The following is a 15,918-nucleotide window of genomic DNA, read 5'->3' on the forward strand; positions in this document are numbered from 1 at the left end:
ACCGGCCCCGGACCCGGTCCGGCCGCCGTACGGAAGGACGCGTTCAGGACCGCCCGCGCGGGGACGCGGAGCCGGTCCACCGGGAAGAGACCCCCGCAGCGCCACCGCATAGGCTGTGCGGCAATAGCCAGACGCAGCAGGGGGCAACAGCCATGACGACAGGTCGGCTCGGGCACGCCGCGCCACCGAACTCGGCCTACGCCGGGCAGGTCGTGAACTTCCCGGATCCGGTCCGCGCCGCCCGCCACCCCAGAGGCGTACGGGTGGACGACCACGGCCTGCCCGACTTCTCCGCCTACGCCCGGGCGGCGGCTGAAATCGCCGAACCCCCCGAGGGGTTCGGAGTCGACGAACTGCGCCTGACCGACTACGTCTCGGCCAATGCCGCCCTGCACGCCGCCGGACACGAGCTGTGGGCCAGCCTCCCACCGGTGGCCACCCCGCACGGCTGGACCTGGCACCACGTCCCCGGCACCCGCCGTATCGAACTCGTACCCGTCGAGGTCAAGGCGCTCCTGCGGCACCACGGAGGCCTCGCCACCGCCGCCGTCGACCAGAACAAGCGCGGCACCCGGCCCCTCCAGGAGACCCGGCCCGCGCACTTCGGCCTCCCCAGCAGAAACCTGTCGGTCACCGAGGACCAGGTCCGGAACGCCGAGGAGGACCTCGGCTACCGGCTGCCCGGCGCGTACCGCTCCTTCCTCAAGGCGGCGGGGGGCTGCGCCCCGGTCGGCGTCGCGCTCGACGCCGAACTCGGGCTCCTGGTCGACCAGCCGTTCTTCACGGTGCGCGACGAGGCCGCCGTCAACGACCTCGTCTACATCAACAAGTGCCTGCGCGACCACTTCACCAAGGACTACCTGGGCATCGCCTTCGTCCAGGGCGGCGTCCTCGCGGTGAAGGTACGGGGCCAGGCACTCGGATCCGTCTGGTTCTGCGCGTACGACGACGCACGCGACCGCGACGGCACCACGGTCCAGGAGCGCGCCGAGCAGCTGCTGCTGCCGTGCGGTGAGGACTTCGACGACTTCCTGCAGCGCCTGGCGGGCAACCCGCCGGAGCTGGAGACCGTGGCGAACCTGATGGTGGACGGCGGCTTCGCGTACGCCGTCCCGACGGAGGGGTGAGGCGCGATGGTGACCTTCGCGCAGGCACAGGAGCGCGCGGAGCGCTGGGTCAACGGCGACGTACCGGCGTACCAGCACCGCGACGTAGAGGTCCGGGAGTTCGACCTGGGCTTCATCGCCTGGGCCGAGGACCACGAGGACCGGCCCACGACGGACGGCGGCCGGGCCCGGCTGGTCATCGCCCGCGACAGCGGCGAGGCCACGCTGTGGCCGGCACTCCCGGTGGGCGAGATCATCCGCCGGTACGAGGAGGAGTACGGCACCCCGCCCGAGGACGCGGGAGCGGCGGACGGCGACGCGGCGCCCCAGCGGATCGACCTGGAAGCCACGTCGTTCCTGCTGACACCACCGGAGTGGCTGCAGGAGGCGGCGGACCAGATCGGCATCCCGGAACGGCGGTCGGGGACGACGGCGGGGGCGGGTTTCGCTCGCACCGGCTCGACGGGGACGGGCGGTTCGGGCGGTTCGGTCGGTTCGAATGGTTCGCGCGCTTCCGGCGGCTCGGCCGGTCCTGACGGGGCCGGTTCGGACAGTTCGGCCGGTTCCACTGATGCGGCCGGTTCGGCTTCCACCGGGACGCCCGACGCCGGGGCGGCAGCGGCAGCCGCGTACGGCGCCACCCCGGAGGGCGAGCCACCGGGGTCCGCGACGGAAGCCGGTGCAGGCGCAGCCGCGGCCGGGGCCTCCTGGCCCGACGCCCACGCGCAGAACGAGGAGCCCGCACCGGCGTCGTACGAGACCACGGCCGGAACCTCAGCCTCCGCACCCGGACCCGGGACGTCCCCCGGCGGCACACCCTGGGCGGACGCCAACACCCACGGCCCCGACGACGACCGCTCCGTCGAGCTCCCCGCCACGGTCTTCGCACCGCCCCTGGTCGGTGACGACGAGGACACCCCGCAGCCCGGCGTACCGGCGGACGCCAAGACGGAGCTGATGTCGGGCGGCAGCCAGTTGCCCCGTACGGCAGTGAACCCCGCCATCGACGATCCGAGCCAGGCGGGACCGGGCGAGGCCGGGCCGGGCGCGCCCGGATCCGGTGCACCCGCGGTGCCCCCGCAGCCACCGCTCCCGCCGAACGTGCCGGGAGCACCCGGGACACCGCCGTCGCACGGCCAGGGCGCGAGCGACATCGCCGACGCCGCCACGGCCAGGGCACCCCGCAACCCGAACCGCGGAGGCGTGGGCACTCCCCCGCCCCCCGGCGCACCCGGCACCCCGGGGGCCGGCGCCCCTCCGGCCTCCGGACCGGGCGCACCCGGCGCCCCGGCCGGCGGCTACATCCCCACCCAGCTTGTCTCGGCGCTTCCGGCGGACGCCGCCCAGGACGGCCCCGGTGCGCCTGGCGCCCCGGGTACACCCGGAACTCCGGGCGACGGCGGACCTGCCGGGCCCGGCGGCCCGGGCGGCGTCCACGCCGCGGCGACGATGTTCGCCGACTCCTCCGGCTCCGGATTCCCCGGCACACCCGGATCGCCCCCGCCACCCGGGCCCCCCGGCGTACCCGGAACACCCCCGCCGCCCGGCCCGCCCGGCACACCCGGAGCAGGCGCGCCCAACCAGCCCGGCCCGCCCGGAACGCCCGGCGCACCCGGAACGCCCGGGACCCCGGGGGTCGGTGGTCCCGGCGGCGTCCACGCCGCGGCCACGATGTTCGCCGAACCGTCCGGCCCCGGAAACCCCGGCGCCCCGGGCGCGCCCGGTGGACCCGGGGGCATCCACGCGGCCGCCACCATGCTCTCCGGCGGTCCCGCCGGACCGACCGCCCCCGGGCCCGGAATCCCCGGACCCGGCATGCCGCCGGGCGCACAACCACCCGGCGCACCCGGCATGCCCCCCGGCGCACAGCCGGCCGGCGCACCCGGTGCCTACGGTTATCCCCAACCGCCCGCCGGTGTGCCCATGGTCGGCCCCGGCTACATGGCCGTGCTCCGCTACCGCGCACCGGACGGCTCCGAGCAGCAGCTCATCCGCCGCTCCGCACCGGGCACCCCCCACCCGGAGTGGCAGATCCTCCACGAGCTGAACGCCATGGGCGTACCGCCCCAGCAGGTCCTGGAGCTGCACACCGAGCTGGAGTCCTGCGAGCTGCCGGGCGGCTACTGCGCCCGCATGATCCGCGAGACCTGGCCGCAGGTGCGCATCAGCAACACGGCGCCGTACGGCCGCGACCATGCCACCCGCCAGCAGGGCGTACGCCATCTGATCGAGCACCAGGGCGAGTTGCACCAGGTCGCGGACGGCCCGGCACGCCCGGCTCCGAACCGGGTCCCGCTGCCGCACCCCGGTCAGGTGCAGCCCGCGCCACCCGTTCCGCCGCAGGGGCTGGCGCACGAGCTGGTGCAGGCGTTCGGCCCGCAGGCCGTCTTCCGTTTCGACCAGCGGGCGGTGTCGCGGCAGGGCGTACCGGAGGTGGTCGCCCAGACGCTGGTGTGGGCGGGCCTGCCGGTGGAGATCGGCCCGTTCTTCTGGGCCCAGGCCCAGCCGGGCCGGCCCGTTCCCACGCTGGCCGAACTCGCCGCGGAGCGCGGTGTGCAGCCTGCGCCGGACGCGGGCTCGTACCTGGTGATGGGCAACGACTTCGGGCGCCAGCTCTGTGTCCAGTACGGCACGGCGAACATCGTCGCCGTACCGGTCGAGGCGGGCCCGGACGGCCAGTCCGCGACACCGCAGTTCGTCAACTCCGGCCTGCCGGAGTTCGTCCGCTGCCTCGCGCTCCTGGGCCACATGTGGCGCCTGCGCTACGGCCTGACCCCGGAGCAGGCGGGCCGCTGGACCGTCGACTTCCAGGCCCAGCTCGCTTCCCTCGACCCGGCCGCGCTCTCCACCCCGGAGAACTGGTGGGCGGTGCTCCTCGAGCAGATGTGGGACGGCCTGCTGTAGCCGAACTCCCCGGCGCTGCGCCCGGTCTCGAACGAGAGGCCGGGCACGGTGCCGCTTCCCGGGCGAATACGGCATCCCCACTCGAACTGATGAACCGCCCATGTTTTCGAGGCATTGCGGCTTCCGCGCCGCAAGCATGGACGCATGGTTCAAGCGAAGCCGGACATGCGGAGACGCGCCCGCGAACTGCGCGGCGAGGGGAAGACGTACGACGAGATCGTGGCCGAACTGGGCGTCGCGAAAAGCTCGGTGTCGTTGTGGGTGAGGGACCTGCCGAAGCCGGACCGTCCGGCGCGACGTGTGGAGCACGCCCGCGCCATGGCCGAGGCCCGCTGGGCGGGGTATCGGCGCGAGCGGAACCTTGAGCGCCAGCAGACGAAACTCGAGGCGGCGCGCGGCATCGGCCGACTGTCGGACCGGGAGCTCTTCCTGGTGGGCGTGGGGCTGTACTGGTCGGAGGGCGCCAAGAGCAAGCCTCACCGGCCGAGCGAGCGCGCCGTTTTCATCAACAGCGACCCCGACATGATCAGACTCCATCTGGCCTGGCTCGGACTCCTGGGCATCGCCCCCGAGCGCCTGCGGTTCAGCCTGATGATCCATGAGTCCGCCGACGCCGAAGCCGCCCTGCACCACTGGGCCGCCGTCACCGGCGCACCCGCGAGCCGGTTTCTCAAGACCGCACCGAAGAAGCACAATCCGGAAACCCCGCGGAAGGACGTGGGCGAGGGCTATCGCGGCTGCCTCACCGTGCGCGTCCTGGACAGCGCCGGCCTCTACCGTCGCATCGAGGGCTGGTGGTACGGCATAGTGGTGGGGGCCAACTCGGCGATCTAGAAAGAAGTCCGGTTTGGCCTGCCTTGCCATCCGCTGTGGTGTAATTGGCAACACTGTGGGTTTTGGTCCCATCATTCCAGGTTCGAGTCCTGGCAGCGGAGCCTGAAGTTCATATCCGGGTCCTGACCATGCGGTCAGGACCCGCCTCGTTTCCGGTGCAAAACACCCCGGTATCCTGCGAGTGTCCACCACCCGAAGCCGAAGGGCACACCCGTGAGCGCCAACCGCCCGGCAGCCGTCGTCGTCCTCGCAGCGGGTGAGGGCACCCGTATGAAGTCGACGACCCCCAAGGTCCTGCACAGCATCTGCGGCCGGTCCCTCGTCGGCCATGTCGTCTCCGCCGCGCGCGAGCTCGGCCCCGAGGAACTCGTCGTGGTGGTCGGGCACGCCCGCGAGCAGGTCACCGCCCACCTCTCCACGATCGACCCGGACGTGCGCACCGCCGTGCAGCACGAGCAGAACGGCACCGGTCACGCCGTGCGCATGGCCCTGGAGGAGCTGGCGAAGTCCGACGCCGCCGGGCCCCTCGACGGGACCGTGATCGTCGTCTGCGGCGACACCCCGCTGCTCACCGGCGAGACCCTGCGCCGGCTGTCCGCAGTCCACGGCGCCGACGGCAACGCCGTCACCGTCCTGACCGCCGTCGTCCCGGACTCCACCGGCTACGGCCGCATCGTCCGCGACCCGGACGGCGGCGCCGTCACCGCGATCGTCGAGCACAAGGACGCCACCGAGGCGCAGCGGGCGATCGGCGAGATCAACTCCGGGGTGTTCGCGTTCGACGGGCGGCTGCTCGCGGATGCGCTGGGCAAGGTGCGGACGGACAACAGCCAGGGTGAGGAGTACCTCACCGATGTGCTCGGAATTCTGCGGGAGTCGGGGCACCGGGTGGGCGCCGCGGTGGCCTCCGACCACCGGGAGATCCTGGGGATCAACAACCGGGTGCAGCTCGCCGAGGCGCGGCGGCTGCTCAACGCGCGCCTGCTGGACGCGGCGATGCTCAGCGGTGTGACGGTGGTGGATCCGGCGTCGACCTGGGTGGACGTGTCGGTGACCTTCGAGCCGGACACACTGGTGCACCCGGGGACGCAGCTTCACGGCGCGACGCATCTGGCGTCGGGTGCCGAGGTGGGCCCGAACAGCACGCTGACGGACACCGCGGTCGGCGAGGGCGCGCGGGTGAGCTTCACGGTGGCGGAGGGCGCGGAGGTCGGCGCGGGCGCGAGCGCCGGCCCGTACGCGTATCTGCGGCCGGGGACGAAGCTGGGGCGGCGGTCAAAGGCCGGCACCTATGTGGAGATGAAGAACGCGGACATCGGCGAAGGCACGAAGGTGCCGCATCTGTCGTACGTGGGTGATGCGACGATCGGTGATCACACCAACATCGGTGCGGCGAGCGTGTTCGTGAACTACGACGGTGTGGCGAAGCACCACTCGACGATCGGTTCCCACTGCCGGACCGGCTCCGACAACATGTTCGTGGCGCCTGTCACGGTCGGGGACGGCGCGTACACGGCGGCGGGTTCGGTCATCACCAGGGATGTGCCCCCGGGTTCGCTTGCGGTCGCGCGCGGCCAGCAGCGGAACATCGAGGGCTGGGTTGCGCGCAAGCGCCCCGGCAGTGCGGCCGCTGAGGCGGCTCGTGAGGCGTCGGCCCGAGAGACGTCGGACGGCGAGTGACACGGCGAGCGATGACGCGAGCCGTGAGGCGAGCGATGAGGAGGGCACCGGCCGCGGCCGGGCGTCTTCGGAGGGGGCGTACCGTGAAGGGAACGGGTGCGCCCAGCAATCCCACACCCCATTCAGCGTGCAAGGAGACTGTGCTGTGACCGGGATCAAGACGACCGGCGAGAAGAAGCTGATGCTCTTCTCCGGCCGCGCCCACCCCGAGCTGGCCGAGGAGGTCGCGCATCAGCTCGGCGTCGGCCTGGTCCCGACAAAGGTGTTCGACTTCGCGAACGGCGAGATCTACGTCCGTTTCCAGGAGTCGGCACGTGGCGCGGACTGTTTTCTGATGCAGAGCCACACGGCTCCCATCAATAAATGGATCATGGAACAGCTCATCATGATCGATGCTCTGAAGCGGGCCTCCGCGCGGAGCATCACAGTACTTCTGCCGTTCTTCGGCTATGCCCGACAGGACAAGAAGCACCGTGGCCGTGAACCGATTTCGGCGCGACTGATCGCGGATCTGCTGAAGACGGCGGGCGCGGACCGCATTCTCACGGTCGATCTCCACACGGACCAGATCCAGGGCTTCTTCGACGGGCCGGTGGACCATCTCTTCGCGCTGCCGCTGCTGGCCGACTACGTGGGCTCGCGGGTGAGCAGCGACAAGCTGACGGTCGTTTCGCCGGACGCGGGCCGTGTGCGCGTGGCGGACCGCTGGTGCGACCGGCTGGCGGCGCCGCTGGCGATCGTGCACAAGCGGCGGGACAAGGAAGTTGCGAACCAGGTGACCGTGCACGAGGTCGTCGGTGACGTCGAGGGCCGGGTGTGCGTCCTGGTCGACGACATGATCGACACCGGCGGCACCATCTGCGCGGCCGCGGACGCGCTGTTCGCCAACGGCGCGGAGGACGTGATCGTGGCGGCGACGCACGGCGTGCTGTCGGGTCCGGCCGGGGACCGGCTGAAGAACTCGAAGGTGAGCGAGTTCATCTTCACGAACACGCTGCCGACGCCGGGCGAGCAGGAGCTGGACAAGATCACGGTGCTGTCGATGGCGCCGACGATCGCGCGCGCCGTGCGTGAGGTGTTCCAGGACGGTTCGGTGACGAGCCTCTTCGACGAGCAGGCGTGATCGACGCGTAACGGTCCGTGTGCGGTCGCCCGTTTCCGTGACGGGCGTCGGTGATCGATTTCTGAGGCGGCCTCCCCGCCGGGTAGACTCCTGGAGTTGCTCGGCGAGGGAGGCCGTACGCGTGTCGTGCGGCGCTCCGTAATCGGCGCGCTCTTCGTAGCAGGTCTGTCGTGGGCCGAGTGACGGCCGTCGTATATCTGCTATCTACGAGGAGTGCAGCATGGCTGAGGTCAAGATCCCCAGTGAGTTCCGCAAGGAGTTCGGCAAGGGCGCTGCCCGCCGTATCCGCCGCGAGAACAAGGTTCCCGCCGTCGTCTACGGTCACGGCGACGACCCGATTCACGTGACGCTCCCGGGTCACGACCTGTTCCTCGCGCTGAAGACCCCGAACGTGCTCATCGGCCTGGACCTGGACGGCCGCAAGGAGCTGGTGATCCCGAAGGCCGTGCAGCGCGACCCGCTGAAGGGTTTCGTCGAGCACGTCGACCTGCTGCTGGTGAAGCGCGGCGAGAAGGTCAACGTCGAGATCCCGATCCACACCGAGGGTGAGCTGGCGCCGGGCGGCAACCTGCTGGAGCACGTGCTGAACGCGCTGCCGGTCGAGGCCGAGGCGACGCACATCCCGGAGGCCGTGTCCGTCTCCATCGAGGGCCTGGAGGCCGGTGCCTCGATCCTGGCGAAGGACATCTCCCTGCCGAAGGGCACCTCGCTGGCCGTCGAGGACGACACTGTCGTCCTGCAGATCGTGGCGGCGCAGGCCGAGGAGCCGACCGAGGACGAAGAGGCCGAGGAGGCCGAGCCCGCCGCGGCCGAGGCTCCTGCCGAGGACTGATCCCCCAGCAGGAAGAGCTTGTCGTCCGACCGCTGTCCCGCGCCCGGTGCGCGGGGCGGCGGTTCGGGCGTTGTGCGGTTGGTCCGTCGAGGAGACACGCAGATGAGCGATGTGGACAGCCCGTGGCTGATCGTGGGTCTGGGCAACCCGGGCCCGGAATACGCGGCGAACCGCCACAACGTGGGTTTCATGGTGGCCGATCTGATCGCGGACCGGGCGGGCGGCCGGTTCAAGACCCATAAGTCGCGTGCGCAGGTGGTCGAGGGGCGTTTGGGTGCTCCTGGCCCGTCGAGCCGCCGGGTGGTGATCGCCAAGCCCATGTCGTACATGAATCTTTCGGGCGGTCCGGTCAATGCGCTCCGGGATTTCTACAAGGTGCCGCTCGGCAACATCGTTGCGATTCATGACGAGTTGGATATCGATTACGGGGCGTTGCGCCTGAAGATGGGCGGCGGCGACAACGGACACAACGGGCTCAAGTCGATGACGAAGGCGATGGGTCCGGATTATCACCGTGTGCGTTTCGGTATCGGCCGTCCGCCGGGTCGCATGGATGTGGCGGCATTCGTTCTGAAGGATTTCTCCTCGGTGGAGCGCAAGGAACTGGATTATTTCGTGGACCGGGCGGCGGACGCGGTGGAGACCTTGATCGTGGACGGCCTGGAGCGGGCGCAAGGCACGTATAACTCCTAACGGGACAGCCCATCCCAAGGCGAATGCGAAAGGTTGACCGAGGCCTGCGGATGGCCAAGGATCGCGGCCATGGCCAAAACCATGCGCATTCGACGGGGTCCTGTCCGCCGTGCCGGCGAGAGCGCCTATGGCCTGCTGCTGGTCGGCAGGAATGTGCTGTTGTCGGGCGTGGTGTTGCTGCTGCTGACGGCCGGTGTGTGGTCGTCGTGGAATACGGCGCAGCACGCGATGCTGACGAAGGGCCGCGAGCGGGGCACCGTGACGATCGCCCGGTGCGACGCGGAGACGTGCACGGGGTCCTTCGCCCCGGCGAACGACGCGGGGACCGAGCGCCCGAAGGTGTCGATCGACAAGTCGGTGACGCACAAGACGGGTGAGCGGCTGCTCGTCGCGGTGAAGCCCGGGACGAACGAGGTCGTACGGACGGGATGGGCCGGAATCCTGTACGCCTGGGTGCCGTTCGCGGGTGCGCTGCTGCTGTCGGCGCTGGTGGTGGCCGGCGGCCTGCGGATGCGGCGTACGGCGTGGGTGATCGGCCTGCTGGGTGTGGCTCAACTCGGTGTGACGTTCCTGCTGCTGTGACGACCACGCCGCGGTCCGGCGGGATGGGTACGAGCCCGCAGCCGGTCGCGTACTGCCCGCATACATCTCTGCCCCCGCGCCGATCGGCGCGGGGGCAGAGATGTATGCGGGCAGATGTGTATGCGTGGCGCGTCAGCCGGTGTTGCGCAGGCCCGCCGCGACGCCGTTGACGGTGAGCAGCAGGGCACGCGAGAGCACCGGGTCGGGTGCCTCACCGCGGGCCGCGGCCTTCCGCTGCCGGTCGAGCAGGGCGACCTGGAGGTAGGAGATGGGGTCGAGGTAGGCGTCGCGGACGCGGAAGGTCTGCTGGAGCACCTGGTTCTGATCCAGCAGTTCGCGTTCGCCGGTGATGCGCAGGACTTCCTGGACGGTGAGTTCGTGCTCGGCCTCGATGGTGGCGAAGACATGCTTGAGGTCGTCGGGCACGAGGGTGTCGACGTAGTGGCGTGCGATCCGCAGGTCCGTCTTGGTCAGCGTCATCTCGACGTTGGACAGGAAGTTGCGGAAGAAGTGCCACTGCTGGTGCATCTCTTCGATGACGGAGCCGAGTCCGGCCTCCCGCGCGGCCTTCAGGCCGGAGCCGACGCCGAACCAGCCGGGCACGATCTGCCGCGACTGGGTCCAGCCGAAGACCCACGGGATGGCGCGCAGCCCGTCGAGGCCGGCGCCGGAGTCGGGCCGGCGTGAGGGCCGGGAGCCGAGGTGGAGTTCGGCGAGCTGGTCGACGGGCGTGGAGGCGAAGAAGTACGCGGGCAGGTCCGGGTCCTCGACGAGCCTGCGGTACGAGGTGTGGGCGGCGTCGGAAACGGTGTCCATCGCCGCGTCCCAGCGGGCCAGCGCCTCGTCGGTCTGGCGGGGTGCGACATGCAGCGCCGAGGCCTGGAGGGTGGCGGCGACGGTGAGTTCGAGGTTCTCCCGGGCGAGGGACGGCACGAGGTACTTGTCGGAGATGACCTCGCCCTGCTCGGTGACCTTGATCTCGCCTTCGAGCGTGCCGTACGGCTGGGCGAGGATCGCGTCGTGGGTGGGGCCGCCGCCGCGGCCGACGGTGCCGCCGCGGCCGTGGAAGAGCCGGAGCCGCACGCCGTAGCGGTGCGCGACGTCGCGCAGCCGGCGCTGGGCGCGGTGGATCTCCCACTGGGAGGTGGTGATGCCGCCGAACTTGGAGGAGTCGGAGTAGCCGAGCATGACCTCCTGGACGTCGCCGCGGAGGGCGACCAGGCGGCGGTAGGAGGGGTCGGCCAGCATCTCGTCGAGGATGACGTCGGCGGCGCGCAGTTCGTCGGTGGTCTCCAGCAGCGGGACGATACCGATCTTGGCCCAGCCGGCGTGGAGGTCGATGAGTCCGGCCTCGCGGGCGAGGACAGCGGCGGCGAACACGTCGTCGGCGCCCTGGCACATGGAGATGATGTAGGACTCGATGACCTCGGGCCCGAAGCGGCGCATGGCCTTGCCGATGGTCGCGAAGACACCGAGGGTCTTCTCTCCGGCGGCGTCGAGGGGCGCCGGGGTGGGGGCCAGCGGGCGGCGGGAACGCAGCTCCTTGGCGAGGAGCTTGGTGCGGTAGTCCCGCGGCATGTCCGCGTACCGCCAGGATTCCTCGCCGAGCCGGTCGAAGAGCTGGCCGAGGGCGTGGTGGTGGGCGTCGGCGTGCTCGCGTACGTCCAGGGTGGCCAGTTGGAGGCCGAACGCGGCGAGGGTGCGGATGGTGCGGTCCAGGCGGCCGTCGGCGAAGAGGCCGCCGCGGTGGGCACGCAGCGATTCCTGGATGAGGGTGAGGTCGCTGAGCAGTTCGGCGGTGCCGAGGTAGTCGCGGCCGGGCTGGTGGGCGGTGCCCCTGGCGAGCCGCTCGCGGGTGTTGACGAGCTTCTGCCGGATGCAGGTGGCCTTGAGGCGGTACGGCTCTTCGGCGTTGAGGCGCTTGTAGCGGGGGCTGATCTCGGGGAGCCGCTCGAGGTCGGTCTGGAGCGAGGCGAGGAGTTCCTCGGTGGCTCCGGCGTAGCGGATCGAATTGGAGAGGAGTCCGCGGAGGCCGTCGACCGCTTCGAGGGCGTCGGTGATGCCGTGCTCGTGCTGGAGGATCAGAACGTCCCAGGTGACCTGGGGGGTGACGTTGGGGTTGCCGTCGCGGTCGCCGCCGATCCAGGTGCCGAAGGTGAGGGGCCGGGTGCCGGGCGGGAGCTCGATGCCGACGCGTTCGAGCTCGGCGGCGAGGTCCTCGAGGACGTCGCCGACGGCGCCGAGGTGCAGCTCGTCGAGGTAGTAGATGGCGTTGCGGGCCTCGTCGGCGGGCTCGGGACGGGCGACGCGCAGCTCGTCGGTCTGCCAGATGAGGTCGATGTTCTCGGCGAGGCGCAGGTCGGCGCGGCGGCTGTCACCGTCGTCGACGGCGGTGTCGAGCAGGGCCGCGATACGGCGCAGCTTGTTGAGGACACTGCGGCGGGCCGCCTCGGTGGGGTGAGCGGTGAAGACGGGGCGGACGCCCAGGTTCTCCACGGTGCGGCGCAAGTGCTCGGGGTCGGCGTCCTTGAGCCGGTCGGCGGTGCGGGCGAGCAGGCCGCCCTCGGCGGCGCGGCGCTCGCGCAGCTCCTTGCCGCGGTGGACCTGCTCGGTGATGTTGGCGAGATGGAAGTACGTGGAGAATGCGCGGACGAGCTTCGCGGCGGTGTCCAGGTCCGTGTCGCGGAGGAGGGTGGCGGCGGCGTCACCGTCCGTACGGGTGAGTGCACGGACGCGTTCGACGAGCTCGAGGAGTTCGGGCCCTTCCTGGCGTACGAGCGTCTCGCCCAGCAGGTCGCCCAGGCGTCGGATATTGGCGCGCAGACTCGCGTTGTCCGAGGTCTCGGGGGTGATGTCGGCACTGCTCACGGGTGCGGCTCCTTGCAGGGGATTGCACGATGGGCGGGGTGCGGACCGCGCTGTCCGACGCCACCAGGATAGGTCGAGGTCACCACGCCGTTATCCACAGCCTCTTGCCCGGACACTGAGCCCTGCCATACTTACGATGCCGTAGGTTACGGAACCGTAGCCAAGTCCAGTCCGATGAGGGACGCCGTATGACCACAAGCCCCGATGTGATCGAAGACGCCCCCAAGGCGACCGACACCCCGGTTTCCACCGCCACCCTGGGTGGGGACAGCAAGAGGTCGATCGAGCAGATCGCCCTGCTGCTGTTCATCACCGTCCCGTTCGTGGCACTGATCGCGGCGGTGCCGCTGGCCTGGGGCTGGGGGGTGAGCTGGCTGGACCTGGGGCTGATGGTGTTCATGTACTACCTGGGCTGCCACGGCATCACGATCGGCTTCCACCGGTACTTCACGCACGGTTCCTTCAAGGCGAAGCGGCCGCTGCGGATCGCGCTCGCCATCGCCGGGTCCATGGCGGTGGAGGGCCCCCTGGTGCGCTGGGTGGCCGACCACCGCAGGCACCACAAGTTCTCGGACGCCGAGGGCGACCCGCACTCGCCGTGGCGGTTCGGGGAGACCGTCCCCGCCCTGATGAAGGGCCTGTGGTGGGCGCACATCGGCTGGATGTTCGACGAGGAGCAGACCCCGCAGCAGAAGTACGCGCCGGATCTGATCAAGGACAAGGCCGTGCGGAATGTCTCACGGCAGTTCGTGGGCTGGACGATCGTCTCGCTGCTGTTCCCGGCGCTGGTCGGCGGTCTGGCCACATGGTCGTGGCAGGGCGCTGTCACCGCGTTCTTCTGGGGTTCCCTGGTCCGGGTCGCCCTGCTGCATCACGTCACGTGGTCGATCAACTCCATCTGCCACGCGGTCGGCAAGCGGCCGTTCAAGTCCCGTGACCGCTCGGGCAACGTGTGGTGGCTGGCCGTGCTCTCCTGCGGCGAGTCCTGGCACAACCTCCACCATGCGGACCCGACCAGCGCTCGGCACGGCGTGATGAAGGGGCAGCTGGACTCCAGCGCCAGGATCATCCGCTGGTTCGAGAAGCTCGGCTGGGCCTACGACGTGCGGTGGCCGGACGCGGCGCGGATCGAATCCAAGCGCGAGCCGCGAATCTCGGATGAGAGCGATGCCGCAAAGGCGGCATGATTGACGGCGTGGCGATCGACAGCAGCAGCGACAAGACCCGGTCCTCCTCGTCCGGCACCAGGCGGCAGCGCCGGGTGCGGATGACTGGCAAGGAGCGCCGGGAACAGCTGCTGGACATCGGCCGGACACTCTTCGCCGCGAAGGGCTTCGAGGGCACATCGGTGGAGGAGATCGCGGCCAAGGCCGGGGTCTCGAAGCCGGTGGTGTACGAGCACTTCGGCGGCAAGGAGGGGCTCTACGCGGTGGTCGTCGACCGCGAGATGCGTCAGCTGCTGGAGATGGTCACGGGAGCACTGACGGCAGGGCATCCGCGGGAGCTGCTGGAGCAGGCGGCGTTCGCGCTGCTGGACTACATCGAGTCGTACACCGACGGGTTCCGCATCCTGGTGCGGGACTCCCCCGTCGCCCAGTCGACGGGCACCTTCGCCTCGCTGATCAGTGACATCGCCACGCAGGTCGAGGACATTCTGGGCCTGGAGTTCAAGGCCCGCGGGTTCGACGCGAAGCTGGCGCCGCTGTACGCACAGGCACTGGTGGGGATGGTGGCGCTGACCGGCCAGTGGTGGCTGGACGTACGGAAGCCGAAGAAGGCGGAAGTGGCGGCGCACCTGGTGAATCTGGCGTGGCACGGCCTGGACGGCCTGGAGCCCAAGCCCCGGCTGATAGGTCACCGCCGGAACTAGGACCCCAGGCCCCCGCCTATGCGGCGGCGTCCTGACGGGCCGGTTCCGGCTCCGTCCCCGGTTCGGCCACCGGCTCCAGGAACTCCAGGCGGTTGCCCACCGGGTCCTCGGAGAAGAAGCGGCGGTGACCGGGCAGGTTCTCGTCCCGGATGACCGCGGCTCCGGCGTCCGCGATGCGGGCGGCGAAGGCATCGATCCCGGTGACCCGGATCCCCGGGTGGGCCTTGCGCGCCGGGCGGAAATCGTCCTCGATGCCGACATGGAGTTGTACGGCTCCGGAGGCGAACCAGCAGCCACCGCGCGCGGCGAGCAACGGCGGCTTCGCGATCTCGGCCATGCCGAGTGCGCCGGTGCAGTACGGCCTTAAGAGCTTTTCGCTCCCGGCAGGGGCGGCTGGCCGCATATGGTCGATGGCGCTGAGCATCTAGATCACCTTCCTCGCAACGGCGAAGATGCGCCGGAACGGGAAGACCGTGCCGTGCGGGCCGGGCGGGTACGCCTTCCGCAGCAGGTCGCGGTACTGGCCGAGGAACTCTTCGATGGCCGGCTCGTCCCCGGCGAGAGCGGTCAGGACGGGCCGCAGCGCGGTGCCCTTGACCCAGTCGAGGACGGGGTCCTCGCCCTGCAGAAGCTGTATGTACGTGGTCTCCCAGGCGTCGGTCTCACAGCCGAGGTCGGTGAGCCGCGTGAGGTACTCCCACGGTTCGAGGATGTGGACGAAGCGGCGCCCCTGGCTGCCGAGCCGTTCGCGCCACTGCGGGGTGTCGCAGAGCTCGCCGAGCAGGGCGTGGCTGGGGGAGATGAAGTTGCCCGGAACCTGGAAGGCGAAGATCCCGCCGGGCGCGAGCGCGTCGATCCAGGTCGCGAAGGACTCGGCATGGCGGGGCACCCACTGGAGCGCGGCGTTGGAGACGATCAGGTCGTACGTCTCGTCGGGCACCCATCCGGCGGCGTCGGCGTAGCCGAAGTCGAGGCGGCCGCCTCCCGGGGTGGTCCCTGCGAGCGCCTCGGCCTCGGCGAGCATCTCGGGCGAGTTGTCGAATCCGGTGATGCGCGCGTCGGGCCAGCGGTCGGCGAGGAGCGCGGTGACATTGCCGGGGCCGCAGCCGAGGTCGGCGATACGGGCCGGGCGCCCCCTGCCCCCGGGTTCACTGCCGCGGGCGGCCCCGGTGTCGCCGCCTGCCTGCGCGTCCCCGGTGGTGAGCCCGGGTATCCGGGCGAGGAGGTCGAGGAAGGGGCGGGTGCGGTGTCCGGAATGGCGGAGATACTGCTGCGGGTCCCACGTGGGAGCGGGCATTGATGGTTCCCCTTGCTGGTACAGCGGGAAGCGGAATTGCTTCCTCGAGCCGACGATCCCCCCTACGTTGACGGGAACGTCTCTTGACGTCAAGAGACTTCACGTCGACAGACCTACTACACTGATCGC

Annotated in this window: 13 protein-coding genes and 1 tRNA gene; 11 read left to right on the forward strand and 3 right to left on the reverse strand. The window is 70.6% G+C overall.

The features are described from left to right. Positions 1-152 precede the first annotated feature (152 nt). The 9 genes from ACGFNH_RS17495 (at position 153) to ACGFNH_RS17535 (ending at position 9,754) form a co-directional block, all read left to right on the forward strand. Positions 153-1,127, forward strand: a complete 975-nt coding sequence (locus ACGFNH_RS17495) for an SMI1/KNR4 family protein (RefSeq protein WP_393654571.1) — start codon at positions 153-155, stop codon at positions 1,125-1,127. A gap of 6 nt (positions 1,128-1,133) precedes the next feature. Then, positions 1,134-4,010: an SUKH-4 family immunity protein gene (locus ACGFNH_RS17500; protein WP_393654573.1), complete on the forward strand. Its 2,877-nt coding sequence runs from the start codon at positions 1,134-1,136 to the stop codon at positions 4,008-4,010. Between the two features lie 144 nt (positions 4,011-4,154). Next, positions 4,155-4,844, forward strand: a complete 690-nt coding sequence (locus ACGFNH_RS17505; protein ID WP_393654575.1) for a hypothetical protein — start codon at positions 4,155-4,157, stop codon at positions 4,842-4,844. A 29-nt stretch (positions 4,845-4,873) separates the two neighbouring features. Next, positions 4,874-4,945: transfer RNA gene (locus tag ACGFNH_RS17510), tRNA-Gln, on the forward strand. 112 nt (positions 4,946-5,057) lie between these two features. Beyond that, on the forward strand, positions 5,058-6,524 hold the full coding sequence (gene glmU / locus ACGFNH_RS17515) for a bifunctional UDP-N-acetylglucosamine diphosphorylase/glucosamine-1-phosphate N-acetyltransferase GlmU (protein ID WP_393654577.1): 1,467 nt from the start codon (positions 5,058-5,060) through the stop codon (positions 6,522-6,524). Positions 6,525-6,669: 145 nt separating this feature from the next. After that, complete coding sequence (locus ACGFNH_RS17520; protein ID WP_393654579.1) at positions 6,670-7,647, forward strand: ribose-phosphate diphosphokinase; 978 nt, start codon at positions 6,670-6,672, stop codon at positions 7,645-7,647. A 220-nt stretch (positions 7,648-7,867) separates the two neighbouring features. Further along, positions 7,868-8,479 (forward strand): 50S ribosomal protein L25/general stress protein Ctc, encoded by a 612-nt coding sequence (locus ACGFNH_RS17525; protein WP_393654581.1) that lies wholly within the window; start codon positions 7,868-7,870, stop codon positions 8,477-8,479. 102 nt (positions 8,480-8,581) lie between these two features. After that, positions 8,582-9,172 (forward strand): aminoacyl-tRNA hydrolase, encoded by a 591-nt coding sequence (gene pth / locus ACGFNH_RS17530; protein WP_393654583.1) that lies wholly within the window; start codon positions 8,582-8,584, stop codon positions 9,170-9,172. 69 nt (positions 9,173-9,241) lie between these two features. Next, the gene (locus ACGFNH_RS17535) at positions 9,242-9,754 is read left to right on the forward strand and encodes a hypothetical protein (RefSeq protein ID WP_393654585.1); all 513 of its coding nucleotides are present in this window, start codon (positions 9,242-9,244) and stop codon (positions 9,752-9,754) included. Between the two features lie 132 nt (positions 9,755-9,886). Here the strand turns inward: ACGFNH_RS17535 and ppc are convergent, their stop codons facing one another. Beyond that, positions 9,887-12,622: a phosphoenolpyruvate carboxylase gene (gene ppc / locus ACGFNH_RS17540; protein WP_393654587.1), complete on the reverse strand. Its 2,736-nt coding sequence runs from the start codon at positions 12,620-12,622 to the stop codon at positions 9,887-9,889. Between the two features lie 188 nt (positions 12,623-12,810). Here ppc and ACGFNH_RS17545 point away from each other — a divergent pair, with 188 nt between their 5' ends. Further along, entirely contained in the window at positions 12,811-13,809 is a 999-nt protein-coding gene (locus ACGFNH_RS17545) for an acyl-CoA desaturase (protein WP_393654588.1), read from the forward strand. After that, the gene (locus tag ACGFNH_RS17550) at positions 13,806-14,492 is read left to right on the forward strand and encodes a TetR family transcriptional regulator (protein ID WP_393654590.1); all 687 of its coding nucleotides are present in this window, start codon (positions 13,806-13,808) and stop codon (positions 14,490-14,492) included. The genes ACGFNH_RS17545 and ACGFNH_RS17550 overlap by 4 nt, the downstream gene beginning before the upstream one ends. Before the next feature lie 16 nt (positions 14,493-14,508). On the opposite strand, the gene ACGFNH_RS17555 is transcribed toward ACGFNH_RS17550, so the two are convergent. Beyond that, on the reverse strand, positions 14,509-14,916 hold the full coding sequence (locus ACGFNH_RS17555) for a glyoxalase (protein ID WP_393654592.1): 408 nt from the start codon (positions 14,914-14,916) through the stop codon (positions 14,509-14,511). Continuing rightward, the gene (locus ACGFNH_RS17560; RefSeq protein WP_393654594.1) at positions 14,917-15,789 is read right to left on the reverse strand and encodes a methyltransferase domain-containing protein; all 873 of its coding nucleotides are present in this window, start codon (positions 15,787-15,789) and stop codon (positions 14,917-14,919) included. Between the last annotated feature and the right edge of the window lie 129 nt (positions 15,790-15,918).

It is taken from the genome of Streptomyces sp. NPDC048639 (assembly GCF_043199075.1).
Classification (GTDB): domain Bacteria; phylum Actinomycetota; class Actinomycetes; order Streptomycetales; family Streptomycetaceae; genus Streptomyces.